We start from the raw sequence: 21,055 nt of genomic DNA on the forward strand, positions 1-21,055 counted from the left end.
TTACACCACAAATTTTAGCCAGAGTAATCCAAACCCTACCGCGGTCGTCACGAAGAGCACGAGCATCCCCACCTTCAGGAAGTCGATGAAGGAGATGCCGAACCCCTCGCGTTCGGCAATACCGATGACAACCACGTTTGCCGACGCCCCGATGGCGGTCCCGTTCCCGCCGAGACATGCTCCGAGGGCGAGCGCCCACCAGAGCGGGTAGACGTCCATCGTCGTTCCCAGGTTCTGGATGAGCGGTATCATCGCCGCGGTCAGGGGGATGTTGTCCACGATCGCCGAGGCGATGGCGGCAAACCAGGTCACGATGAACATCGCCTCCCCGGTCGAGTTGATGTTCTCGATCATGACCGAGGCGATGGCTGCAATGACGCCGGTCTCGACGAGAGCACCGACGATGACAAAGAGCCCCCCGAAGAAGAAGAGGGCCGGCCACTCGATCTTCTCAAAGATCTCCTCCGGGGACTGCCTGCTCCAGAAGAGGAGGATCGCCGCGCCGATGAGGGCCACCTCTGCAGGCTCAAGTCCCATGCCCGGGTCGACGAACGGCAGGACAGTGTGCAGGATTGCTCCCACCTGGTCGTGGACGAAGAAGAGGAGAACCACGAAGAGGATGACCGCCACCGATTTGTTGAAGAGCGACCGGTCGACGATCGCCGCCCGCTCGTCGAGGCCGTTGAGCGTCCGGACCATCTCCTTCTGCTCGCCGGGGCTCACCCGCAAGGATCGGCCGTAGATGAGATACATCATCCCGATGAGGATCACCATGTTGATCGCCATGATGGGGCCGAGGTGGATCAGGAACTCGTTGAAGGAGAGGCCGGCGGCCGAACCGATCATGATGTTTGGCGGGTCGCCGATGAGCGTCGCCGCTCCGCCGATGTTGGAGGCGAAGATCTCCGTGATCAGGAACGGGATGGGGTTGAGTTTCATCACCCTCGCGACGTAGAGGAGCATCGGGGTGAGGAGGAGGACCGTGGTGACGTTGTCGAGGAACGCGCTCACCACCGCGGTCACGATCGCAAAGAGGACGAGGACCCGGATAGGGTTTCCTTTCGCGAGTTTTGCCGTTCGTATCGCGATGTACTCAAAGAGACCGCTGCCGCGGGCGGTGTTGACGATGATCATCATTCCGAGGAGCAGGAAGATCGTCCCGAAGTCGACATGCTCGAGGAGCGCCTCCCAGGGGACGATCCCGATGAAGACGACGATCGCTGCCCCGAGCATGGCGGCAACCGCCCGGTGGATCCGCTCGTCGATGATGAGCGCGTAGGTGAAGAGAAAGACCGCTACCGCGATCAGCGCGACAGTTTCCATCGGTCACCGTTCAGTAGATGAGCGCGGGGGTCTCCACCCGCTGGCAGATCCGCAGGACAGTCGGGCTGATCGAGAGATCGGTCGCTTCTCCATCGGCATACCACCGGCTGAGCGCGATCATGTCGTAATTCTTTGCCATGCGGACGACATCGTCCCCCGTCTGCCCGACAAACATCCGTGTCTGCGTTGGGAAGCCGTGTTCTTTGAGCCTCTCGGTGATCCGCTCGAGGAGTTCCCGGCCGTCTGCTTCTTTTTTTGCCCGGAACTCTTCTGCCGATTGCCGGTCGAGCGTCTGTTCGAGGAGGCCGAGCACCCCGGCATCGGTGATGTAGGCGAGCGAGATGGTGGCGTTATAGGCAGAGAGGACGTCGATGGCTTCATCGGTGATCTCATCTACGAAGGGGTCGAGCGGCACCAGGATTGACCGGACCTCCGGGACGAGCATCTCCTCGTCGGTCAGCAGAAACTCACTATACTCCTTGAGAACCGACTCATAGCGTTTCCCAACGATGTCTTTGAACTTTCGCTGGATCAAGGAAGAAGAGTATCCCATGGTAAATCACTCCTAAGTTTCCCGGAGGTTTCGTTTAATACTTTTGTTTCGGCGATTCCGCACGCTCCTTCTCCCGGAGCGCCTGAAGATGCTTCAGGCGGAAGGTATCCGCTGCCCTCATGGGGGGTGACCGCCGGGGGCTCATGGGAGGAGATGGCAGGAATTTGCTGTTATCCCTCTTCCCGCGACGCGAGCGCCTTCTGGCAGGCCGGACAGAGCATCTTTCTCTTCCGGTCCAGTTCGTCCAGCGTCCGCGGCCGGAACATGACACATTCAGGGTCTTCGCAGTGCCCGAGCCCGAGGAGGTGCCCGAGTTCGTGCGCCCCCTCTTTTGCGGTCCGGTCGATCAGGTCGGCATCGTCCGGCACCCTGCCGTAGTAGCTGTTGCCGAAACGGGCGGTCGAAACGACGGCGACACCGCTCGCAGGCCTCGCAAGGCCGAAGACGAAGTCGCACGCGCCGGTATACAGGTCCCGTGAGGTGACGAGCAGCAGGGGGCCGTCGATCGCGTATCTGCGGGTGAGGGTATCCTGCAGGCGGTCCAGAATTTTTTGAGCATCGTGCTGGTTGCGGTCCCGGTCGTAGCCGTCGATGAGGAGCGGATAGTCGACGAGCCCGGTCTCTCGCCCGAGGATCATCGCGATCCTCCGGGCGACCGGGAGCTCGATACCTTCCGGTGCCTGCTGGTCCCAAAGAATATTGACGCCCATTACCTAATCTCTGGGTAATGTGTCACTATAAACGTATTGAACGGAGTATCGGTGAATATATCGCCGGTCGATACCGCCGGGCCGTTGAAGTGGGCATCGGCAACAACCCCGACGCCGCACGGCCGGTCGCGGCTGCCGGCGCTCTTGCCCTCTGCACCGACATCCGGCCCGGCATCCGGCACGACGGTCTCATCGTGGTGACCGACGACGTCTTCGAGCCCGACCTCCGGCTGTATGCGGGTGCGGACCTGATCTACGCCGTGCGTCCCGGTGTGGAGATGGTCCCGCCGCTGATCGCGCTTGCCGCCCGGATCAACAGCGATCTCCTGGTCTACCACCTGGGCTGCGAGATCTACGGGGACGGCGGTGAGGTTCTGGACTGCGGCCCGGTGCTCCTTCACCGCTACCACCGCCGCCGTCCTTAGAAGAGCGTCGCCTGGCCCGGGGAGATATCCTGCCGTCCCTCTCCGGCTTCGCCGGGAGGGTCGTCGTCTCCGGATCTCTTGCCTTTGCCGGATGCCTTACCCTTTGGCGCTTTCTCCTTGCTTGAAGCCTTCTTCTCCTTTGCCTTCTCCTCTTTTGCCACGTCCTTGACGATCTTCGTGGCCCGGGCTCTGTCGTGGATGAAGAGGGCGAGCTCGTCTACATCCAGCTGGAACTCGCGGACGTACCCCGCGGGGTCCTGCTCGACGAGGATGCTGATCGCGGTAAAGAAGTCTTCACGCAGTGCGTCTTCGGGGATATGGGTCATCTCGCTGAGCTTCCGGGAGAGCCCGGCCCTGACTGCCTTCTGCTTCTTCGACGCCCCCATCTTCTGCCAGCGTGACGGCGGCATGATGCGGCCATGGATGCCGTGCCCCCCGGCGGCGTCGGCGACGCCGATGAGCATGACCGCGTTCGCGTAGCGCCAGAGGGTGTAGTACTGCCGCCGGTAGGTCCGGCCGATGTACTCGTCTGCCCTTGCGAGGCAGGCATACCCCTTCGTCCGGGAGGCATGATCGGGCATCTGGTCGATACTCCCTTCGAGCCACTGTTCGACGGCATCGGGGGTGTCCTCGACCTCCACCGCCATGCGGAGCAGGTCGGCGTCCCGCCGCCCCGAAAAGGCCGCGCCGACGAGCTCAAAGATGGTGGACCGCTCGTCCTTTGCGGAGGTGTGGACGTCGCCTGCCACGATATGCTCCTTCCCGATAGCCGCGGCATAGAGCATGTTCACTGCGGCCCGCATATCGCCGCCGGCGCGGGTTGCAATCTCGTCGAGCGCCGCGGGATCGCATGTCACCCCCTCTGCAACACAGATCTGGCGGAGACGGGGGACGATTGAGCGAGCCTGGAGCGCCCGGAACTGCACCGGCTCCGTGACTGCCTTGAGCTCCCGTGAGAGGGAGTAGTAGTCGTTTGCGATCAGGAGGATCGGCTGCTGCGACGCTGCGATGATCTCCACGATCGCCTTCACCCCGCCCCGGTCCGCCTGCCCGTGCAGGTTGTCGGCCTCGTCGAGCAGGATCAGTTTGCGGCTCGCGCCGGAGAGGCTGGCCGTGGTGGAGCCCGAGCCCGCCACCCGTTCAAGGGCTGATTTGGTCCGCTGGTCGGAGGCGTTCAACTCCACCACCTCCCAGTTCATATCGTTTGCAAGGGCGTAGGCGCTCGAAGTCTTGCCGATACCGGGTTTTCCGTACAGGATCAACGGTTTCTTCTGCCGCGACCAGTCCTGCGCCCACTCGTACATCTGCCTGACGGCGCCGGAGTTTCCCACAACGTCCTTGAGATGCTGCGGCCTGTACTTCTCCACCCAGTCCATACCGATCTATTCGACGCGGTGCATCAAAAATACCACCCCGATAGGAGACCCGGGGTCCCGGGGCGCCCTGGACCCGGGCCGCGCTCGCCCCGGCGGGGCGCTCCGCCCCCTCTCCCGGGGCGGAGCCGGCCGGCTCTCCCTCGCTCGGTTCTGCCCTCAGAACCGAGTGCATAATACCGGTGAATCAAATACATTATCTCTGATGAGGCAGAATACCATTAAGAAAAGTGGAGTGTTGGTGTTCTTGTGGTGAAGGATTGCTCCACCGATACGGTAGCACGTGCCGTCAGGGAATACGAGGGTGTTACCCGGAAGAGAGTGATCGGGGAGATGGTACGGTCGCTCCGGATCGAGAGCCCTGATGTCGTCGCCTCGTTCGGTGAGGATGCCGCGGTCATCCGGCATAATGCGGAGGACGCGCTACTGCTTGCGGCAGACGGTATCTGGAGCAAGCTCATGGAGGCGGACCCGTTCTGGGCAGGCTACTGTGCTGTGCTCGTGAACGTCCATGATATCGCGGCCATGGGTGGAAGACCTGTTGCGATGGTTGATATCCTCTCCGTCACGAACGACGAGATCCGCGACGAGGTGACCCGGGGCATGGTCACTGCATCCACCCAGTTCGGCGTCCCGATCGTGGGCGGGCACCTGCACCCGGAGACGCCGTACAGCGTTGTGGACGTGGCGATCCTCGGGACGGCCCGTATGGACCAGCTCATCTTCTCGGATACTGCAGAGGAAGGCGACCGGGTGGTCGCAGCAATAGACCTCGACGGCCGGGTACACCCATCGTGCAGTTTCAACTGGGACTCGGTCACGATGAAGTCGGCAGAGGAGGTGCGGGCCCAGATCCGGGTGATGGAGGACCTGGGAAGAGAGCACCTGGTGACAGCGGGCAAAGACATCAGCAACCCCGGGGTCATCGGGACCCTTGGTATGCTCCTTGAGGTGAGCGGGAAGGGTGCGGTGATCGACCTTGAGGCGATACCCCGTCCGGACCTCGCGGCGTTCGGCCTTCCCTTCGAGCAGTGGGTGCGTATGTATCCCGGCATGGGGTTCATCCTGACCGTGAAGGAGGAAAACGTGGAGGAGGTCTGCCGCCGATTTACCGATGTCGGTATTGCCGCAGCCCCAATCGGTGAGGTTGACGGGACCGGGAGGCTGACCATCAGATACCTGGGCCGGGAGACACAGGTCTTCGACCTGGACCATAACGGCATCATGCAGATCTTCGCTGAAGGAGAGGCATGCCGGTAACGGTCGGGCTCGGTGCAACATCTCCGGACGAGAAGATCCTCGCGACCATCCGGGCAGTCGGTCGCGAGGTTGACCTTATTCTTTTTTCCCGCCCCGGGACTGCCGGTTCGTTCGGGGAAGGTGTAACGGTCGTCGAGGCGGAAGAGCCGGAGGCAGCTCTCATCGATGCCCTCGTCACCGGGAGGATCGATGCCGCCGTCAGGGGCACCCTGCCTGCGTCCACCACGCTCGCGGCCCTCAAGCTGGCAACAGGTGTCGACCACCTGGAACGGATCGCCCTCCTTGAGACCGCCTATGGGCGTCTCTTCCTCCTTGCCCCGGTCGGGGTCGACGAGGGCTGGACGGTCGCCGAGAAGGTCCGCTTCGTCGAACGCGGCCGGGATATCGCCCGCGGTTTCGGGCTTTCCGGGGAGGTGGCGGTCCTCTCGGGAGGGCGGCTCGGGGATCTCGGGCGGCACCCGGCTGTCGACCGGACGATGGCGGACGCCGAACTCGTTGCGCGCCTGACCGGTGCGGAGCACACGGAGATCCTGATTGAAGATGCAGTAAGGCGGTACGGGATGGTCGTCGCCCCCGATGGGATCTCCGGGAACCTGATCTTCCGTACGCTCACGTTTCTCGGGGCCGGAGCCGGGCATGGTGCTCCGGTGGTAAATATCGATAAAATTTTCGTGGATACATCGCGCGCCTCAGCAGATTATACGAATGCAGTAATGCTCGCGAAATCGTTGGTGAAATCTCGGAAAGCATAGCTCGTGGGGCGATTCCCTAAGCGGGCTCATTTCCTGCCTCTTTTCAATCGCCCCAATTCTCTGCCCGGTATCGGAATGCACTCTTCATATGCACCCCCGATGAAGGAGGGAAACGTAAATCTTCGAGATAATCCCGAAATGTTTAAATATTAACTGATACACTTCTTTTTAGAGGTGAATTTGATTATGGCAGATCTACCTATTGCTGCGGTTGTCCGCATCGCAAAGAAGAATGGTGCTGAGAGAGTCGGCAGCGACGCCGCTGCTGCACTGGTAACGAAGGCTGAGGCGTATATCGCCGAGCTGACCAAGGAAGCCAACAGGCTTGCCCAGCACGCAGGACGCAAGACGATCAAGGCAGAAGACGTCGAGCTCGCGGTTAAGTCCGCGTAACCCGGTCGTTCTCTCTTCTCTTTACCGGGGGTCTCTCGGACCCCCTTCTCAGGTCTCTGTCTGGCGCAGTTCTCTGTACCAGGATATGGATTGCCACGCTCAAGCGTGGGAGCATGAGGATCCGGATCTTTTCTGTCCCCCGGTCGTCAGACGCCCGGCCGCCACACTGGTTGCTCGCATAACGCCTCTCCCTGCGATTCTGACCCGCCTCTGTCGCGGGTCGATGTTGGGGGGCGATCCCTTCGCAACATTGGCCCTGCACACGGCCACGTCGCTCTCGTGGCATGCCTGCTGCCCGCTATCGTGGTGAGCCTGAAAAATTGTCGTGATCCTTTCCGGATCAGAGTGTTCCCTTGGTGCTCGGGACATCGCCACCTACCGCGGGGTCGATTGCCACGGCCACCCGGAATGCCCGTGCAAACGCCTTGAACGCCGCCTCACACATGTGGTGGTCGTTCCTGCCCGTGACCGTGATGTGGGCGGTGATCCCGGCCCTGGTGCAGAGGCTGGAGAAGAAATGCTCGATGAGGTCGCCGGGGATCCCGCCCGGGCCCGCCGGCGAGAAGGGGGCCTCGAAGACGAGGTATCCCCGCCCGCCGATATCGAGTGCCGCCCGGGCAAGCGCTTCGTCCATCGGGACGGCGGCGTCGGCGAACCGGGTTATCCCCCTTCCCTCGCCGACCGCTTCGGCAATGGCCGTGCCGAGGACGATCCCGATGTCCTCGATGGTGTGGTGAGCGTCCACCGCGAGGTCGCCGGTCGCCTGGACAGTGAGATCCAGCCGGCCGTGGCGGGCAAACGACGTCAGCATGTGGTCGAAGAACGGTATGCCGGTCTCGATCGTCCCGGTCCCGGTGCCGTCGAGGTCAAGGGAAAGGGTGATATCGGTCTCCTTCGTCTTCCGGTGGATCTCACCTGTTCGCATGCGCCGCCTCCAGGACCTCGGGGAGTTGCACCTTCCCGGCATAGAGGGCCGAACCGAGGACCGCACCGGCTGCTCCGGCTTCCCGGAGCGCGAAAACGTCGCGGACGCTCGATATCCCCCCCGAGACCACGACCGGGACCCTCGCTCTCGCGAGGAGATCCGTCACGGGGCCGAGCGCGATCCCCTGCTGGAGCCCTTCCACGTCCACGTTCGTGTAGAGGAGCGATCCTGCGCCGAGGTCTTCGAACCGCTCCGCCCAGGTGAGGTAACTCCCTGCCGGGCGCTCCCACCCCTCGATCATCACCTCGCCCCCCCGGGCATCGATCCCGGGCATGACCCGCTCGCTCCCGAACTCGTCGGCGAGGAGCCGGATCGTCTCCGGCTCCCGGACGGCAAGCGTCGAGAGGATCACCCGGCCGACACCGAGATCAAGCCACCCGGCGGCATCCTCCACGCTCCGGATCCCGCCGCCGAGTTCGACAAAAGCGCTGGTCTCTTCAATGAAGGCGCGGATCAGGTCGGCGTTCTTCTGCGCCCGGCCGAACGCTCCATCCAGGTTGACGATGTGCAGGCCGTCCGCCCCGAGATCGAGCCACCGGCGTGCCCAGGCGGCCGGCTCGCCATAGACCGTCGCCGCCTCCGGCCGCCCCTGCACGAGCTGTACGCACCGCCCGTCCAGGATATCGACTGCAGGATAGATCTCCATGTGATTCAGCGTATGATCCGTTCAATGGGCATGACTAATATGTCTTTTGCGCCGGCCCGCTTCAACTGGTTGATCAACTGGTAGACCCGCTCCTCTTTGACGACGGCGTGAACGGCGACCAGGTTCTCGTCGGATGCCACATCCATCACCGTCGGACCGGAGAGGCCGGGCAGCACCTGCTTGACGTCCGCGAGAGCGCTCCGGTGGACGTTCATCATCAGGTAGCACTGTCCCTTTGCCCGGATGACGCTCTCAAGGGCGAGGACGAGTTCGTCGATCTTCTCCTGCTTCGCCGTGAGAGCAGCGGGGTTTGCCACCAGGACCGTCGTGGAGGTGAGGACCTCCTCGATGACCCGGAGATGGTTCGTCCGGAGCGTCGTCCCCGAGGAGGAGAGGTCGACGATGGCGTCGGCGATCCCGAGGTGCGGCGTCGCCTCGCATGCCCCGCCCACGGTCACCAACGTCACGGCGACCCCGCGCTCCGCAAAGAACGAACGGGTGATCGCCGGGAACTCGGTCGCCACCTTCGCCCCCGCGAGGTCGGCGACGGTCTCGATCTCAGACTCCTCCGGCACGGCGACGACGAGCGTTGCCCTGCCGGTCTGCAGGTCGAGGACCTGCTCGACCGCGGAGCCCCGCTCCATCACCATATCTCTCCCGGTGATACCAAGGTCGGCGACGCCGCTTGCCACGTACTCCGGGATATCGATCGGGCGGGCGAAGAGGATCTCCACGTTCGGGTCGCGTGTCCGGGTGATGAGCCGCCGCTCGCCCCCGTCGACCAGGTGCAGGCCGCTCTTCTCGATCAGGTCGTTGATGGGCCCGGCAATTCTCCCTTTGTTCGGGATGGCGAGACGGACGAGTCCGGGATCGGTTCTTCGGGATGCTGGTTTATTCATAAATTACGACAACTCCAGACCGGGGAGGTCAGAAGGTGGCGAGTTCGCCCCTGATGACCTTCTCGGTGACGGTGGTGATCTCCGCCAGCCACCCGTCGATGATCGCCTCGATATCGGGCTTGACGGACTCGATGGCCACGCCCGGCTTCGTGAGAACCTGGGCGCTTGCTACATGCGGCTGGTCGATGGGGTAGCCGATCTGGGAGAGGATGCGGACGTACATCTCCTCGATGCCGTCGACCTCCCTGACACAGTCCTGTGCAATCTGCGTTGCGAGGAGGTTATAGATCTTACCGATGTGGTTGATCGGGTTCTTGCCGCTCGTCGCCTCCATGCTCATGGGGCGGTTCGGGGTGATCAGCCCGTTCGCGCGGTTGCCGCGGCCGACGGACCCGTCGTCGCCCATCTCGGCCGAGGTGCCCGAGACCGTCAGGAAGACGCTGCCGGCATCGAGGTCGTCGGCGGTGTTGATGGCGACGTTGACCTTCCTGCTCGTGAACTGCTTCGCGACTAAAGCGATCTGCTCCGTCAGGAAGTTCTTCTGCTCGATGTACTCGGCGATACCCGAGCAGTAGCGGTCCACGAACGCCATCGCGATCGTCAGGGTGACGGTGTCGCCATCACGCAGGCACATGATCTTGCAGTCCTGGCCGATGACGGGGTACTTCGGGCGGAGCGTGTCGTCGATGTATGCGGCAACGCCCCGGACGATGCTCTCCGCCTCGCTGAACGGTGCGTGCCCGACACCGAACGAGGTGTCGTTCGCCCGCGGGAGCCTTCCTTCGCAGGATCGGAAGACGTCCTGCAGGTCGGTCGAGCCCTTCCCCATCCGGCAGTCGACGATGACGTCGCGGTCCATGTTGATGATGGGAAGGATCGTCTTGATATACTCCCGTGCCGCTTCGACGGCGATCGCGTCAGCGGGGATGTTTACACCGTTGAAGGTCTTTGTGGCCCGGCCTGAGATCAGGAAGTAGATCGGCCGGGTGATCCGGCCGCCGCCGAACTTCGGAAGCGACTCCCCCGCCACGACCTCGCCCTGGTCGGTGTTGTGGTGCAGGACGTGGCCGCACTCCTCAAGATACGACCTGCTGAGTGCCCGGCTGATCGACTCCGCGATGCCGTCAGCAAGGCTGTCCGGGTGCCCCAGGCACTTTCTCTCCACCAGTTCAATTCGTTGCCTCTCGATCGGGATCTGGTCAAGCCCTTCAACGCTGATGTTCCTGGTCATTAAATCCACCGTGGTTCTAAAGTATAATAGAAGAAATGATTGCAATTCATATAACCGTTTCTAACCATCACTACGGACGCGGATGTCTGCACGGATGCCGATCTTACAATTGCCGCCCCTGAAGATGCGCACCATGCCTCCGCTCTCGGAGACCGTGATGCCGATGACCGGGATCTCATAGGTGATGGACGCGGTTGCGCGGTGCCTCCCCCCAAGGCCGCCGGGAAGAGAGATACCCCGCCCGGTGACGTCGAGGTAGCGCCCCGCCGCCCGCACCTCCCCGGTCTTGTCGATGACGAAGACGCCGTCGAGCTGGGCGAACTCTTTGACGCTCTCCCAGGTATCCTTGTTCTTGATGTCCCGTAGCGCTGCGGGCTGCCCCTGGTAGGGGTTGAGGATCGCCTGGTGGGAATGTTTGAAGATCTCTTCCGGGTCTCCTATGATGAACGCGGTGCCGATAGACCGTCCTTCCCTGCCTTCGACCGCGATCTCAAGGGCAAGCGAGAGAGCGGCGTGAAGCACCTCGCGGGGGACGATGTCGGAGAAGTCCTTGAGGTTGATGAAGTTCTTCCCCTCCTCGATGTCGTAGATGATGACGGCGTAAGGAAAGACACCGACGACGAGGCCGCTCTCCAGGTTCCGCCGGAGGTAGAGGTGGACGGCAGCATCGAGCATGTGCCGTTCGCTCACCTCCAGGATGTCGTGCATGGTGAGGTCTTTTAGGACGTCGAGTTGCAGCTCCTGCACCCAGATGATCGGGACCTCGGGTACTCCCGGGGGGATCGGGGTCTGGTCGACGAATGAGACGACCGCCCGTGCGTTGATCTTCACTGCCACTTCGCAGGCAGTGGCAAGCATCAGGTCGCCGTTCATAACACCTCGCGGATCAACCCCGGTATCTCTGAGGGGCGGGACGCGACCGGAACGTTGAGGGCGGAGAGCCTTCGAACTTTGGAGCGCGCGTCGCCTTCGCCACCCTCGATGATCGCTCCCGCGTGGCCCATCCGTTTCTCCGGGGGGGCGCTCACGCCGGCGATGTAGGTGACGACCGGGAGGCTGGTCGACCGGACCCCTTCCTCCTCGAGATTCCCCCCCACCTCGCCGATGACGACGACTGCCTTCGTCTGCGGGTCCTCTTCGAACCGGGCGAGGACGTCGACGAACGTCTGGCCGATCACCGGGTCGCCGCCGATCCCGACCACCGTGCTCTGGCCGATGCCGGCACGGGTGAGCTCGTCGACCACCTCGTAGGTGAGGGTGCCGCTCCGGGAGACGACGCCGACGTTGCCGCGGCGGGCGAGATGGGCCGGCATGATCCCGAGTTTGCACTCCCCCGGGGAGAGGAGCCCCGGGCAGTTCGGGCCGATGACCGTACAGTCGTGCAGCTTCGCGTAGGCGATCGCCGACATAGCGTCATGGACCGGGATGTGCTCGGTGATGACGACGGCAAGGTCGATCCCCGCGTGCGCCGCCTCCATGATCGCGTCGCCAGCAGCACCTCCGGGCACGAAGATGACGCTTGCGGTCGCGTCATGCTCGCGGAGTGCTTCCTTGACGGTGTTGTAGACCGGGACCCCGTGGACCTCCCGTCCTCCCTTGCCGGGCGCGGTCCCGGCGACGACGCCCCGCCCGCCTACCTCGCGGGCGTAGGCGTTCATCAGTTCCGTGTGGAACGTGCCCTGCCTGCCGGTGATGTTCTGGACGATCACGCCGAGATTCTTATCGCCGTAGATCATTCTGCGACCTCCATCGCTGCCTTCACGGCTGCATCCATGCTCTCGAGCATCCGGTAGCCGCATTCGGCGAGCAGCCGCCGTCCCTCCTCCTCGTTCGTCCCGGCCATCCGGACGATGACCGTCGGTGCGACGCCGGCGGCGATGATCCCCTTCGCCACCTCGTCGCACCGGGTGATCCCCCCGAGGAGGTTGACCACGATCACCGAGATGCCGGGCATGCTCGCGACGAGCCGGACGGCGTGCGTCACGCGCTCCTGGTCGGCGCCGCCCCCGACGTCGAGGAAGTTTGCCGCCCGGCCGTTATAGTACTCGATGAGATCGAGCGTCGACATCGTGAGCCCGGCGCCGTTCCCGATGACGCCGATGGTCCCGTCCAGTTCCACGTAGGAGAACCCGTGCTTCTCGGCCTCACGCTCACGCTCGGAGAGGTCGCGGTTGACCGTTATCCCCTGGCGGGCGAGGGCGTTGTCGTCGACGATCAGTTTCGCGTCCGCCGCGTAGACCCCCTGCGGCGTCGTCACGAGCGGGTTCACCTCCGCGAGCATGGCGTCCTTCTCCTGGAACGCATGGTAGAGGGCGTTGATGACGGGCGCGAGTGCCTTCGGTGCCCCGCCGAGGAGTTCCCGCATCAGAAACGGCGGAATGTCACACAGGAGAGGGGATACGATGACCCTCCGCACGGCGGACTCGTCCTCCTGTGCTGCGTTCTCGATCTCCACCCCGCCGGCGTCGGCAAAGAGGACCACCGGCTGCCTGCTCGACCGGTCGATGGCGATGCTGACGTAATATTCGTGCTCGATCGCGAGGCGCTCCTCTACGAGGACCTCCCGTACCGGGACCCCCTTGATCTCCCGGGAGAAGAGTTCCTGTGCGGTGCTCTCCGCCGTCGCACCATCGGCCATCAGGACGCCACCGGCCTTTCCGCGCCCGCCGACGTCCACCTGCGCCTTCAGCACAACCGTATCGCCGATCTCCGGCAGGTGTGTCGCGACCTCTTCGGGCGCCCGAATGAGGGCTCCCTTCGGGACCGGGATGCCATACTCAGAAAAGATTCGTTTTGCCTCGTACTCCAGTAGTTTCATGGTTCACACGCTCGCTCTCCGAGTTCAAATCCGCGTTTCAGTGCCTTGAGATTCAGGTTTTCGGTGCCTTTCGGGACGCTGTCGAGGACCGCACGTTCGATCGCCTCCCTGCTCACGACCCCGGTTGCGGCTGAGAGGGCGCCGATCATGACGATGTTTGCGACGATCTCCTTACCGAGGGTGCCTTTCGCCTCCGTCGTCGCCGGGATCTCGTAGTAGCGCGAGATCGGCCGGGACCGGACCAGGTCGGTATCAAGGAGCATGACCGCGTCCTTCCCGGCACGGCTCCCGTACTTCTCAAACCCCTGCTGGGACATGATGACGTAGATGTCGGGGTCGACCACCTCGGGGTAGAGGATCGGCGCATCGTCGATGACCACCTGCCCCATCGAGGCCCCGCCCCGGGCCTCCGGGCCGTAGACCTGCGTCTGGACGGCGTACTTGTTGTCGTAGAGCGCCGCCGCCCGCCCGAGGATGACCGCGGAGAGGATGATCCCCTGCCCGCCGTATCCCGAGAACCTGACTTCGTGTCTCATCGCTTCACCACCCCCATCGCCGGCCGGTTTCGTCGGACCAGTTCCCCGACGGTGAAGGTGCCGTCAGGGATCGACTTTCCTTCCGCGACGAGGCGGTTGTACTTCGCGAGAAGCATTGCGTTGCCTCGAAGGTAATCGATCATCGCCGGGACAGTCCGGAGCTTATTGTGGCGGCCGTAGTTCGTCGGGCACTGGGTCCGCACCTCGATGAAGGCGAGCCCCGGCGTCTGCATCCCGGTGGTGATGGCCTTCGTGAGCTCTTTGACGTGGTAGGACGTCCAGCGGGCGACGTAGTTTGCACCGGCGGCGACGGCGATCTCGGCAAGGTCGAAGGCCGGTTCGGTCGCTCCATACGGCGTCGTCGACGATATGGCTCCGGGCGGCGTCGTCGGGCTCCCCTGCCCGCCGGTCATGCCGTAGATCTGGTTGTTCATGCAGACCACGGTCATGTCCACGTTCCGGCGGCAGGCGTGGATGAAGTGGTTCCCGCCGATGGCGGCAAGGTCCCCGTCGCCGGTGAAGACGACGACCTTGAACTCCGGCCGCGCCATCTTCACGCCCGTGGCGAACGCGAGCGCCCGCCCGTGGGTGGTGTGGAGCGAGTCGGTGAGGATGTAGCCGGGAGCGCGGGAGGAGCACCCGATCCCGGAGACGAAGACCGTCTCGTTCCGGTTCCAGCCCATCTCCTCCACGGCCGCGAGGGTGCAGTTGATGACCGTCCCGTTGCCGCACCCGGTGCAGTAGATGTGCGGGAGGCGGTCCTCCCGGAACCACTCGGACGCGCTCATCGGTGCGCCTCCAGTGCCCGGACGAGTTCGGCAGGGGTGTGGAGTTCTCCCCCGATCTTTGGGATCGCTACGACCGGCTGGTCCACGTGGCGCTGGACCTCCCGGACCATCTGGCCCAGGTTCAGTTCCGGCATCAGGAAGACCTTTGCGTTCGGGAACTCCTGGAGGGCAAACTCCGGGAACGGCCAGACGAGCCGCAGGCGCAGGTGCCCGATCGAGCCGCCGGGGCGGTCGTGGATCACCTGCTCGACCGTCCTTGACGGCGCACCGTAGGTGACGAAGACCGTCTCGGCGTCGGGGTTTACGACCTCGTAGTCGGCGATTGCGCGCCGGGCCGACTCGACCTTCTCGACCAGGCGCCGCACCAGCCGGTCATGCGCCTCCGGGTCGGTGGTGTCCGGGTAGCCCCGTTCGTCGTGGGTGAGGCCGGTCACGTGGACCGCCCTCCCCGAGCCGAAGGGTGCGAACCCCGGGATGCCGTCGTCGCCGGCCGCAAAGGGGAGCGAGCCTTCCGCGAGCGGGCGCGGAGGCGTGGCCTCGACCGAATCTGGGATGGTCACCCGCTCCCGCATGTGCCCGATGGTTTCGTCGGCCATCAGGAAGGTCGGGACCCTGAACCGGTCGGCGAGGTCGAACGCTTTTGCGGTCAGGTCGAACATCTCCTGGACGGAGTTCGGGGAGAGCGCGATGATGCTGTAGTCGCCGTGCGACCCGAACCGGCACTGGAGCATATCCCCCTGCGCCGCCCGCGTCGGCTGGCCGGTGCTCGGGCCGCCCCGCTGGACGTTCGCTATGACGCACGGCGTCTCGGTCATCGCTGCATAGCCGATGTTCTCCATCATCAGTGAGAACCCCGGCCCGCTCGTCGCGGTCATGGCCCGGACCCCGGTCCAGGCGGCGCCGATGACCGAGGCGATGCTTGCGATCTCGTCCTCCATCGAGATGAAGACCCCGCCGGCCTTCGGGAGTCTCCGGGCCATCGTCTCGGCAATCTCGGTCGACGGCGTGATCGGGTAGCCGCCGAAGAACCGGCACCCGGCCGCGAGTGCGCCCTCCGCACAGGCGGCATTTCCCTGCATGAACTCAACCCTGCTCAAAACTCCACCTCCACCCGGTGCGGTTCAAACGGCTTCTCTTCGACCCAGGCTATCGCCTGGTCGGGGCAGATCATCCGGCAGACTCCGCAGAGTGTCCTGCCGTAGAGGGCCTGCAGCCTGCAGTTTGTACACCGTTCGGGGCGGTCGAGGACCGGGGTGACGATCCCGCGGGTGTTGAGTTCCGTCCCCTCGGTAAAGATCCCGTAGGGGCAGACCAGCACGCAGAGGTTGCACCCCTTGCAACGGCTTTCATCGATGACGAGTTTCATGGGACAGTATCCTATCTTATGTTGAATCGCTGGTGAAATTGTGCTTTCGCTTTCTCGCGGACTGCGCGGAAGAGATCGCCGCCATGGGCGTCGATTCCGACCGTGAGGGGCAGGCGATCGGCCTCGATGACCCATACCGCTTCGGCCATGCCCAGGTCTTCGAAATAGACGCCTGAGAGGCTCATACGGTCGGCGGCAAGCGCGGCGCACCCGCCCGTGAGCGCGAGATAGACCGCCCGCCCCCGGAGTTGCTCGACCACTTCAGGCCCCATCCCCCCTTTCCCGATGAGGGCGCGGACGCCCGCATCGATGAGGAATCCCGTGAGCGCGTTCATCCGGGCGGATGTGGTGGGTCCGGCGACGACGAGCCGGCCATCCTGCACCACCGGCCCGCAGTGGTAGACCGCGGCGCCTTTCGGGTCAAAGGGGATGCCCTCCTCCATCATGCGGAGATGGGCCTCGTCCCGCGCGGTGTAGATCGTCCCGGAGAGGGTGACCCGGTCGCCGGCCCGGAGCGAGAGGATATCATCGCCGAGCGGCGTGGTAAGGTCCGTCAACGTTCTACCTCCACGGTCGCCCGGCGGCAGGCCCAGCACTGCACGTTCACCGCCACCGGGAGGGACGCCGTGTGGCAGTCCGCCCGCTTCACCTTCACCGCAAGGGCGGTCGTGTCCCCGCCGAGCCCCATCGGCCCGATACCAAGGGTGTTGACCGCGTCGCAGATCTCCTGCTCGTAATCGTCCATGGTATCGACCGGGAGGAGCAGGGCTTCCTTTGCAAGCGTAGCGGCCATATCGAAGGTCCCGCCGATCCCGACGCCGAGGATCACCGGCGGGCAGGGTTTGCCACCCGATAGAAGCACCGTCTCCGCGACGAACTTCGGGATCTCCGCTGCCTGCGAGGGGAGGAGCATCCCGATGCGTGAGACGTTCTCGGAGCCTGCGCCCTTCGGGAGCACCGTCACCGTGAGCCGGTCCCCGGGCATCACGTGGACTGCCGGCATACCGACGCCGGTGTTGTCGCCGGTGTTCTCACGGGTGATCGGGTCGACGACGTTCGGTCGGAGGGGGATGCTCGCCGTCGCCCGGCGCACCCCTTCCCGCACCCCGGAGAAGAGGTCGGGCGAGAGCCCGATATCGGGGGGCAGGGTGAGGTAGACCACCGGCACGCCGGTGTCCTGGCAGATCGGGACCTGCCGCTCTCCGGCGAGCGCGATGTTCTCAAGGATATTCTCGAGTTCCTGCCGTGCGATTCCGTTCCTCTCGGCCGCCGCCGCCGCCTGGAGCAGAGCAAGCACGTCAGGAGGGAGCCGGATCTCGGCCTCGGCGAGCGCCCTCTCTGTGGCGTCTGCCAGTGCACCCGAAAGCGTCGGATCTGCCGGATTAACCATCATTTATACTGGTGGGAAGCGACTATAAATATCTATATTCCCGCCGGTACCGGCTCTCCTGTGCGCGGGGCATTTCCTGAAAAAGGGTGGGGCGGGATGCGGGTTTACGCTACCGGTACCTGTTCTTCGACGATCCGTGCGGGGGTCGGGATCTTGTAGATTCCGCGCCTGAGTGCGACTTTTGCCTTCTCGGCGTACTGGGGTGTAGTCCAGACGGAGAAGACCTTCTGACCCTCTGAAACCCGCGCCGCGGTGCCGACGGCCTTCCCGAAGGCGAGACGCATGCCTTCCGAGACACGGTCTGCTCCTGCGCCGGTCGCCTGCTTGTTCTCGCGGAGAACATGGTGCGGGAAGGTCCGGATCTTCAGGTGGAAGTTCGCCCTCCCGACCTCTTTCTGGAGCTGCCGGTTGATGCCGATACGGGCGGCCTCAAGGGCCGTGTGGCGTATCTGGCATGTCTCCTCGGCGACGATGGAGAGCTCGACCGGGAAGTCCTGGCTGAGGTTGCCCATATCAAACTGCACAATCTTGCTACCCGGCACGCCGCCCATGTATTCTCTGCGTGTATATGCCTTCTTTGCGAGATTCCTATACATCTTCGCTGGTTTTCGTACCATCTCTAAAAACTCCTGCCGATCAATGAGACCGTTATAAAATGGAGATTTTCTCTAATAAACCTTACTGGGTGCTTTCGCTCTCGTCGATCATCCGGAGCACCCGTCGCCGGACCTCTGCGAACTCGGCGCTGGTCCGGTCCCGCGGCCGGTCCCAGGGGATGGTGATGACCTCCCGGACCGATCCCGGCCTTGGTGTGAGGACGACGATCTGGTCGGAGAGATAGACCGCCTCGTCGACGCTGTGGGTGACGAAGACGATCGTCTTCTGTGTCTGCTCCCAGAGGGAGAGCAGCTCTTTCTGCATGTGGTTCCGGGTCTGGGCGTCCAGCGCCCCGAACGGTTCGTCCATGAGAAGGACGTCGGGGTTGTTTGCAAGCGCCCGGGCGATCGCCACCCGCTGCCGCATCCCGCCGGAGAGTTCGTAGGGGTAGGCGTCCCGGAACTGGGAGAGGCCGACCATCTCCAGGTAGTGATCTGCCGTCTTCCGGCGCTCTTCCTTTCCGATGCCTTTCATCTCCTGGCCGAACGCGACGTTGTCGACCACCTTCAGCCAGGGGAAGAGGGAGTACTCCTGGAAGACCATCCCCCGCTTCGGGTCCGGGCCGGTGACGGCGTGGCCGTCGACGGTCACGCTTCCGGTGGTCGGGGTCTCAAGCCCGGCGATGATCCGGAGAAGCGTCGTCTTCCCGCACCCCGACGGCCCGACCAGGCAGACGAACTCCGTGTCGCCGATCTCCAGGTTGACGCCGCGGAGTGCCTCTGTCGCCGTGCCGTCCTCCTTCGGGAAGGCCTTGCCGACGTTCTTGATAGAAACTCCGCCCATCCTAGGCCACCTCGCCCGCCCGCCACCGCAGGAGTTGTTTGTCCACGTAGTTCCTGAAGATGCGGTCGATGATGAGCCCCGTAAAGCCGAGGATCAGCATGTAGACGACGACGTTGGGCATCTGGTGGAGGTAGTAGTTGTGCCAGAGCTGGTAGCCGAGGCCGTAGGTGGAGACACCGAACATCTCGGCAGCGACAAGACACATCCAGCCAACGCCCATGGCGATCCTGACGCCGGAGGCTATCGCCGGGATGGCGGCGGGCAGGGCGACGTAGCGGATCAGCTCAAACGAGGTGTCGCACCCGAGCACCTTGCCCGCCTCGACGAAGACCTTCGGGACGTCGCGGAATGCTGCGTAGGTCGCGGTCAGGATCGGGAAGAACGCTCCTGCAAAGATGACGAAGCCCGCTGCCTGGGTGGTGAGCCCGAACCAGATGATGGCGAACGGGATCCAGGCGAGCGGCGGGATGGGACGGAGGGTCTCGATGATGGGGTCGAGGAGGTAGTCCGCAACCCGGAACCACCCCATCAGGATCCCGATGGGGACGCCGAGGAGGAACGCCGCGATGATCCCGATCCCGAAATGCTCAAGGCTCACCAGAAGGTCGGCGAGGAGTGTGCCGGACCCGAGGAGGGTTATGAATGCGCTGGCGACGTCGGTGACGCTCGGGAGGATGAAGGGTCGCCCCACCACGTACTCGGCGATGATCTGCCAGATAATCGCCACGACGGCGACTGCTACGATGCCGAGGAGTCGTTTCTGTGTCTGCTGGTTCATGGTTCTGTTCGCCTGGTTCTTCCGGGATAGAGTTGCCGGGTTCGCTCCGGAAGGCTCTTCCTTATTTCATCGGCACTTATCTAAAAGATACTTTTGGGAAGAAAATGAGGTTCCCGGGGTTATGCCCGGGCCTTCTCGTAGAACGAGAGGTCGAAGAGGTCGTCCTGGGTAAGGGGTTTGTCGATGTAACCGAGTTCGTACTGGAGGTTTGTGTAGTCGACCACCGAGGCCGTGATGACGTTCGGGTCGGCGGTCCAGGTGCCGTCCCAGTCCCTGAAGGAGGCCTTCACGGTCTCGACGTTCTGCCCGGTCTTCTTCGAGTAGATGGATGCGGCTTCGTCGGGGTTTTCGAGGTTGTACTCCGTTGCCCTGATGTGGGTCCGGACAACCTGCTCGACGATCTCGGGGTGCTCGCGGATCAGCGAGCCGCTGGCGACGAGGACGCAGCAGGCGTGGTCTTTCATCATCTCGCCCGACTGCACGACGGTCCTCCCCGTGCCCTCGGCTGCGATGACGGACGGGGACGGGTGGGGCAGGAAGACGCCGTCGACCTGGCCTGCGGAGAGGGCGGTGGTGGCGGCACCGGGGTCCATAGCCTTGATGTTGACGCTCGCTGGATCGACGCCGTTCTCCTCAAGCCAGGTCCGCAGAATGGTGTCCTGGATCGTTCCCGGCGGGAAGGTGGCGATCGTCTTGCCCACGAGGTCAGCGGGGGTCGAGTACGCGACCCCGTTCCTGATCACCAGGTCGGAGCCCTGTGTCTGCACTGCGGCAACGATCTTGGCGTCGAGTCCGGTGCTGACGGCCGCGATGAACGGGGCGGAGCCGACGTAGGCGATGTCCAGGTCTCCGGCAAGCATCGTCTGCATCTCGGGCGCGCCGGTGGGGAAGTTGTAGTCGGTTATCTGCTCAACACCGAGGGGCGCGAGGTCTTCCTGCCACCATCCCTTCTCCATCGCGGTCATGTGGGCGGTCTGGTGGGTGCTCGGCTGGTAGCCGATCCGCAGATGCGTTGCATCGCCGGTGTCGGTGCCGGTGCATCCGCTTACAAACGTGAACGCCGCGACCAGGGCCACGGCCAGAATAATTGCGGTAAGTCGCTTCATGTGTGTATCTCCATCTGTATGGGTAGTTGTATAATGAGTAATCATCACGCTGTCGGTATATAGTAGTGTCGAAAATTTGCAGTTATGTTATACTATAATATAAAAACCAGTTCGGTGTTTTCCATATTGGGGGGAATGAGTGCACGGTAATGCGAAGGCGCACGTTGCCGGGTGCGATGGGCGGGAGCGTAGCGAGCGGCCGGAGCAGGAGCACCGGAGGTGCGACTTGCGATGGGCGGGAGCGTAGCGAGCGGCCGGAGCAGGAGCACCGGAGGTGCGACTT

At 63.6% G+C, this 21,055-nt stretch carries 25 protein-coding genes; 4 read left to right on the plus strand and 21 right to left on the minus strand.

Going from position 1 to position 21,055, the window contains the following annotated elements; all coding sequences use genetic code 11:
- The 3 genes from V6K60_RS06430 to V6K60_RS06440 form a co-directional block, all read right to left on the minus strand.
- Nucleotides 1-1,323 carry an ArsB/NhaD family transporter gene (locus V6K60_RS06430; RefSeq protein WP_332449685.1) on the minus strand — a complete coding sequence of 441 codons (1,323 nt, stop codon included), beginning with the start codon at nt 1,321-1,323 and terminating at the stop codon, nt 1-3.
- Nucleotides 1,324-1,333: 10 nt separating this feature from the next.
- Complete coding sequence (locus V6K60_RS06435; protein ID WP_332449686.1) at nt 1,334-1,876, minus strand: universal stress protein; 543 nt, start codon at nt 1,874-1,876, stop codon at nt 1,334-1,336.
- A gap of 170 nt (nt 1,877-2,046) precedes the next feature.
- Nucleotides 2,047-2,586, minus strand: a complete 540-nt coding sequence (locus V6K60_RS06440; RefSeq protein ID WP_332449687.1) for an archaemetzincin family Zn-dependent metalloprotease — start codon at nt 2,584-2,586, stop codon at nt 2,047-2,049.
- 17 nt (nt 2,587-2,603) lie between these two features.
- Between V6K60_RS06440 and V6K60_RS06445 the strand changes: the two genes are divergently transcribed.
- Complete coding sequence (locus tag V6K60_RS06445; RefSeq protein ID WP_332449688.1) at nt 2,604-3,011, plus strand: UPF0146 family protein; 408 nt, start codon at nt 2,604-2,606, stop codon at nt 3,009-3,011.
- Here the strand turns inward: V6K60_RS06445 and V6K60_RS06450 are convergent.
- Complete coding sequence (locus tag V6K60_RS06450; RefSeq protein WP_332449689.1) at nt 3,008-4,387, minus strand: replication factor C large subunit; 1,380 nt, start codon at nt 4,385-4,387, stop codon at nt 3,008-3,010. The two genes, V6K60_RS06445 and V6K60_RS06450, sit on opposite strands and share 4 nt — an antisense overlap.
- 246 nt (nt 4,388-4,633) lie before the next feature.
- Here V6K60_RS06450 and V6K60_RS06455 point away from each other — a divergent pair, with 246 nt between their 5' ends.
- The 3 genes from V6K60_RS06455 to V6K60_RS06465 all read left to right on the plus strand — a co-directional run bounded on the left by V6K60_RS06455 (nt 4,634) and on the right by V6K60_RS06465 (nt 6,789).
- Nucleotides 4,634-5,644 carry a methanogenesis marker 2 protein gene (locus V6K60_RS06455; protein WP_332449690.1) on the plus strand — a complete coding sequence of 337 codons (1,011 nt, stop codon included), beginning with the start codon at nt 4,634-4,636 and terminating at the stop codon, nt 5,642-5,644.
- Nucleotides 5,635-6,396: a methanogenesis marker protein Mmp4/MtxX gene (gene mtxX / locus V6K60_RS06460; RefSeq protein WP_332449691.1), complete on the plus strand. Its 762-nt coding sequence runs from the start codon at nt 5,635-5,637 to the stop codon at nt 6,394-6,396. The genes V6K60_RS06455 and mtxX overlap by 10 nt, the downstream gene beginning before the upstream one ends.
- A 186-nt stretch (nt 6,397-6,582) precedes the next feature.
- Entirely contained in the window at nt 6,583-6,789 is a 207-nt protein-coding gene (locus V6K60_RS06465) for a histone family protein (protein WP_066955067.1), read from the plus strand.
- Between the two features lie 340 nt (nt 6,790-7,129).
- Here V6K60_RS06465 and hisB read toward each other — a convergent pair whose 3' ends face one another.
- The 17 genes from hisB to V6K60_RS06550 all read right to left on the minus strand — a co-directional run bounded on the left by hisB (nt 7,130) and on the right by V6K60_RS06550 (nt 20,772).
- Nucleotides 7,130-7,714 (minus strand): imidazoleglycerol-phosphate dehydratase HisB, encoded by a 585-nt coding sequence (gene hisB / locus V6K60_RS06470; protein WP_332449692.1) that lies wholly within the window; start codon nt 7,712-7,714, stop codon nt 7,130-7,132.
- Entirely contained in the window at nt 7,701-8,420 is a 720-nt protein-coding gene (gene hisA / locus V6K60_RS06475; protein WP_332449693.1) for a 1-(5-phosphoribosyl)-5-[(5-phosphoribosylamino)methylideneamino]imidazole-4-carboxamide isomerase, read from the minus strand. The genes hisB and hisA overlap by 14 nt, the downstream gene beginning before the upstream one ends.
- A gap of 5 nt (nt 8,421-8,425) precedes the next feature.
- Nucleotides 8,426-9,319 (minus strand): ATP phosphoribosyltransferase, encoded by an 894-nt coding sequence (hisG, locus tag V6K60_RS06480; RefSeq protein WP_332449694.1) that lies wholly within the window; start codon nt 9,317-9,319, stop codon nt 8,426-8,428.
- 28 nt (nt 9,320-9,347) lie between these two features.
- Nucleotides 9,348-10,550 carry a methionine adenosyltransferase gene (locus V6K60_RS06485; protein WP_332449695.1) on the minus strand — a complete coding sequence of 401 codons (1,203 nt, stop codon included), beginning with the start codon at nt 10,548-10,550 and terminating at the stop codon, nt 9,348-9,350.
- Between the two features lie 60 nt (nt 10,551-10,610).
- Nucleotides 10,611-11,423: a DNA integrity scanning protein DisA nucleotide-binding domain protein gene (locus V6K60_RS06490; protein WP_332449696.1), complete on the minus strand. Its 813-nt coding sequence runs from the start codon at nt 11,421-11,423 to the stop codon at nt 10,611-10,613.
- On the minus strand, nt 11,420-12,286 hold the full coding sequence (gene sucD, locus V6K60_RS06495; protein ID WP_332449697.1) for a succinate--CoA ligase subunit alpha: 867 nt from the start codon (nt 12,284-12,286) through the stop codon (nt 11,420-11,422). The genes V6K60_RS06490 and sucD overlap by 4 nt, the downstream gene beginning before the upstream one ends.
- Entirely contained in the window at nt 12,283-13,368 is a 1,086-nt protein-coding gene (locus V6K60_RS06500) for a succinate--CoA ligase subunit beta (protein ID WP_332449698.1), read from the minus strand. The genes sucD and V6K60_RS06500 overlap by 4 nt, the downstream gene beginning before the upstream one ends.
- A complete protein-coding gene (locus V6K60_RS06505) occupies nt 13,365-13,904 on the minus strand; it encodes a 2-oxoacid:ferredoxin oxidoreductase subunit gamma (protein ID WP_332449699.1) in 540 nt (179 codons plus the stop codon). Before V6K60_RS06505 ends, V6K60_RS06500 begins: the two co-directional genes overlap by 4 nt.
- The gene (locus V6K60_RS06510; RefSeq protein ID WP_332449700.1) at nt 13,901-14,692 is read right to left on the minus strand and encodes a thiamine pyrophosphate-dependent enzyme; all 792 of its coding nucleotides are present in this window, start codon (nt 14,690-14,692) and stop codon (nt 13,901-13,903) included. Before V6K60_RS06510 ends, V6K60_RS06505 begins: the two co-directional genes overlap by 4 nt.
- Entirely contained in the window at nt 14,689-15,789 is a 1,101-nt protein-coding gene (locus tag V6K60_RS06515; RefSeq protein ID WP_332449701.1) for a 2-oxoacid:acceptor oxidoreductase subunit alpha, read from the minus strand. Before V6K60_RS06515 ends, V6K60_RS06510 begins: the two co-directional genes overlap by 4 nt.
- Complete coding sequence (locus V6K60_RS06520) at nt 15,786-16,058, minus strand: 4Fe-4S dicluster domain-containing protein (protein WP_332449702.1); 273 nt, start codon at nt 16,056-16,058, stop codon at nt 15,786-15,788. The genes V6K60_RS06515 and V6K60_RS06520 overlap by 4 nt, the downstream gene beginning before the upstream one ends.
- 11 nt (nt 16,059-16,069) lie before the next feature.
- A complete protein-coding gene (locus tag V6K60_RS06525; RefSeq protein WP_332449703.1) occupies nt 16,070-16,615 on the minus strand; it encodes a FumA C-terminus/TtdB family hydratase beta subunit in 546 nt (181 codons plus the stop codon).
- Entirely contained in the window at nt 16,612-17,451 is an 840-nt protein-coding gene (locus tag V6K60_RS06530) for a fumarate hydratase (protein ID WP_332449704.1), read from the minus strand. The genes V6K60_RS06525 and V6K60_RS06530 overlap by 4 nt, the downstream gene beginning before the upstream one ends.
- Nucleotides 17,452-17,552: 101 nt before the next feature.
- A complete protein-coding gene (locus V6K60_RS06535) occupies nt 17,553-18,065 on the minus strand; it encodes a 50S ribosomal protein L16 (RefSeq protein WP_332449705.1) in 513 nt (170 codons plus the stop codon).
- A gap of 61 nt (nt 18,066-18,126) precedes the next feature.
- On the minus strand, nt 18,127-18,888 hold the full coding sequence (locus V6K60_RS06540; RefSeq protein WP_332449706.1) for an ABC transporter ATP-binding protein: 762 nt from the start codon (nt 18,886-18,888) through the stop codon (nt 18,127-18,129).
- Nucleotide 18,889: 1 nt separating this feature from the next.
- Complete coding sequence (locus tag V6K60_RS06545; RefSeq protein ID WP_332449707.1) at nt 18,890-19,666, minus strand: ABC transporter permease; 777 nt, start codon at nt 19,664-19,666, stop codon at nt 18,890-18,892.
- 119 nt (nt 19,667-19,785) lie between these two features.
- The gene (locus V6K60_RS06550) at nt 19,786-20,772 is read right to left on the minus strand and encodes an ABC transporter substrate-binding protein (RefSeq protein ID WP_332449708.1); all 987 of its coding nucleotides are present in this window, start codon (nt 20,770-20,772) and stop codon (nt 19,786-19,788) included.
- Nucleotides 20,773-21,055 lie beyond the last annotated feature (283 nt).

Source organism: Methanoculleus sp., assembly GCF_036677455.1.
In the GTDB taxonomy this organism is placed as follows: Archaea; Halobacteriota; Methanomicrobia; order Methanomicrobiales; family Methanoculleaceae; genus Methanoculleus.

Bases quoted from the DNA above. Each gene is read 5' to 3' on its own strand.
- V6K60_RS06430 (WP_332449685.1), bottom strand. From the start codon at position 1,323: ATGGAAACTGTCGCGCTGATCGCGGTAGCGGTCTTTCTCTTCACCTAC.
- V6K60_RS06435 (WP_332449686.1), bottom strand. From the start codon at position 1,876: ATGGGATACTCTTCTTCCTTGATCCAGCGAAAGTTCAAAGACATCGTT.
- V6K60_RS06440 (WP_332449687.1), bottom strand. From the start codon at position 2,586: ATGGGCGTCAATATTCTTTGGGACCAGCAGGCACCGGAAGGTATCGAG.
- V6K60_RS06445 (WP_332449688.1), top strand. From the start codon at position 2,604: ATGTGTCACTATAAACGTATTGAACGGAGTATCGGTGAATATATCGCC.
- V6K60_RS06450 (WP_332449689.1), bottom strand. From the start codon at position 4,387: ATGGACTGGGTGGAGAAGTACAGGCCGCAGCATCTCAAGGACGTTGTG.
- mtxX (WP_332449691.1), top strand. From the start codon at position 5,635: ATGCCGGTAACGGTCGGGCTCGGTGCAACATCTCCGGACGAGAAGATC.
- V6K60_RS06465 (WP_066955067.1), top strand. From the start codon at position 6,583: ATGGCAGATCTACCTATTGCTGCGGTTGTCCGCATCGCAAAGAAGAAT.
- hisB (WP_332449692.1), bottom strand. From the start codon at position 7,714: ATGCGAACAGGTGAGATCCACCGGAAGACGAAGGAGACCGATATCACC.
- hisA (WP_332449693.1), bottom strand. From the start codon at position 8,420: ATGGAGATCTATCCTGCAGTCGATATCCTGGACGGGCGGTGCGTACAG.
- hisG (WP_332449694.1), bottom strand. From the start codon at position 9,319: ATGAATAAACCAGCATCCCGAAGAACCGATCCCGGACTCGTCCGTCTC.
- V6K60_RS06485 (WP_332449695.1), bottom strand. From the start codon at position 10,550: ATGACCAGGAACATCAGCGTTGAAGGGCTTGACCAGATCCCGATCGAG.
- V6K60_RS06490 (WP_332449696.1), bottom strand. From the start codon at position 11,423: ATGAACGGCGACCTGATGCTTGCCACTGCCTGCGAAGTGGCAGTGAAG.
- sucD (WP_332449697.1), bottom strand. From the start codon at position 12,286: ATGATCTACGGCGATAAGAATCTCGGCGTGATCGTCCAGAACATCACC.
- V6K60_RS06500 (WP_332449698.1), bottom strand. From the start codon at position 13,368: ATGAAACTACTGGAGTACGAGGCAAAACGAATCTTTTCTGAGTATGGC.
- V6K60_RS06505 (WP_332449699.1), bottom strand. From the start codon at position 13,904: ATGAGACACGAAGTCAGGTTCTCGGGATACGGCGGGCAGGGGATCATC.
- V6K60_RS06510 (WP_332449700.1), bottom strand. From the start codon at position 14,692: ATGAGCGCGTCCGAGTGGTTCCGGGAGGACCGCCTCCCGCACATCTAC.
- V6K60_RS06520 (WP_332449702.1), bottom strand. From the start codon at position 16,058: ATGAAACTCGTCATCGATGAAAGCCGTTGCAAGGGGTGCAACCTCTGC.
- V6K60_RS06530 (WP_332449704.1), bottom strand. From the start codon at position 17,451: ATGATGGTTAATCCGGCAGATCCGACGCTTTCGGGTGCACTGGCAGAC.
- V6K60_RS06535 (WP_332449705.1), bottom strand. From the start codon at position 18,065: ATGGTACGAAAACCAGCGAAGATGTATAGGAATCTCGCAAAGAAGGCA.
- V6K60_RS06540 (WP_332449706.1), bottom strand. From the start codon at position 18,888: ATGGGCGGAGTTTCTATCAAGAACGTCGGCAAGGCCTTCCCGAAGGAG.
- V6K60_RS06545 (WP_332449707.1), bottom strand. From the start codon at position 19,666: ATGAACCAGCAGACACAGAAACGACTCCTCGGCATCGTAGCAGTCGCC.
- V6K60_RS06550 (WP_332449708.1), bottom strand. From the start codon at position 20,772: ATGAAGCGACTTACCGCAATTATTCTGGCCGTGGCCCTGGTCGCGGCG.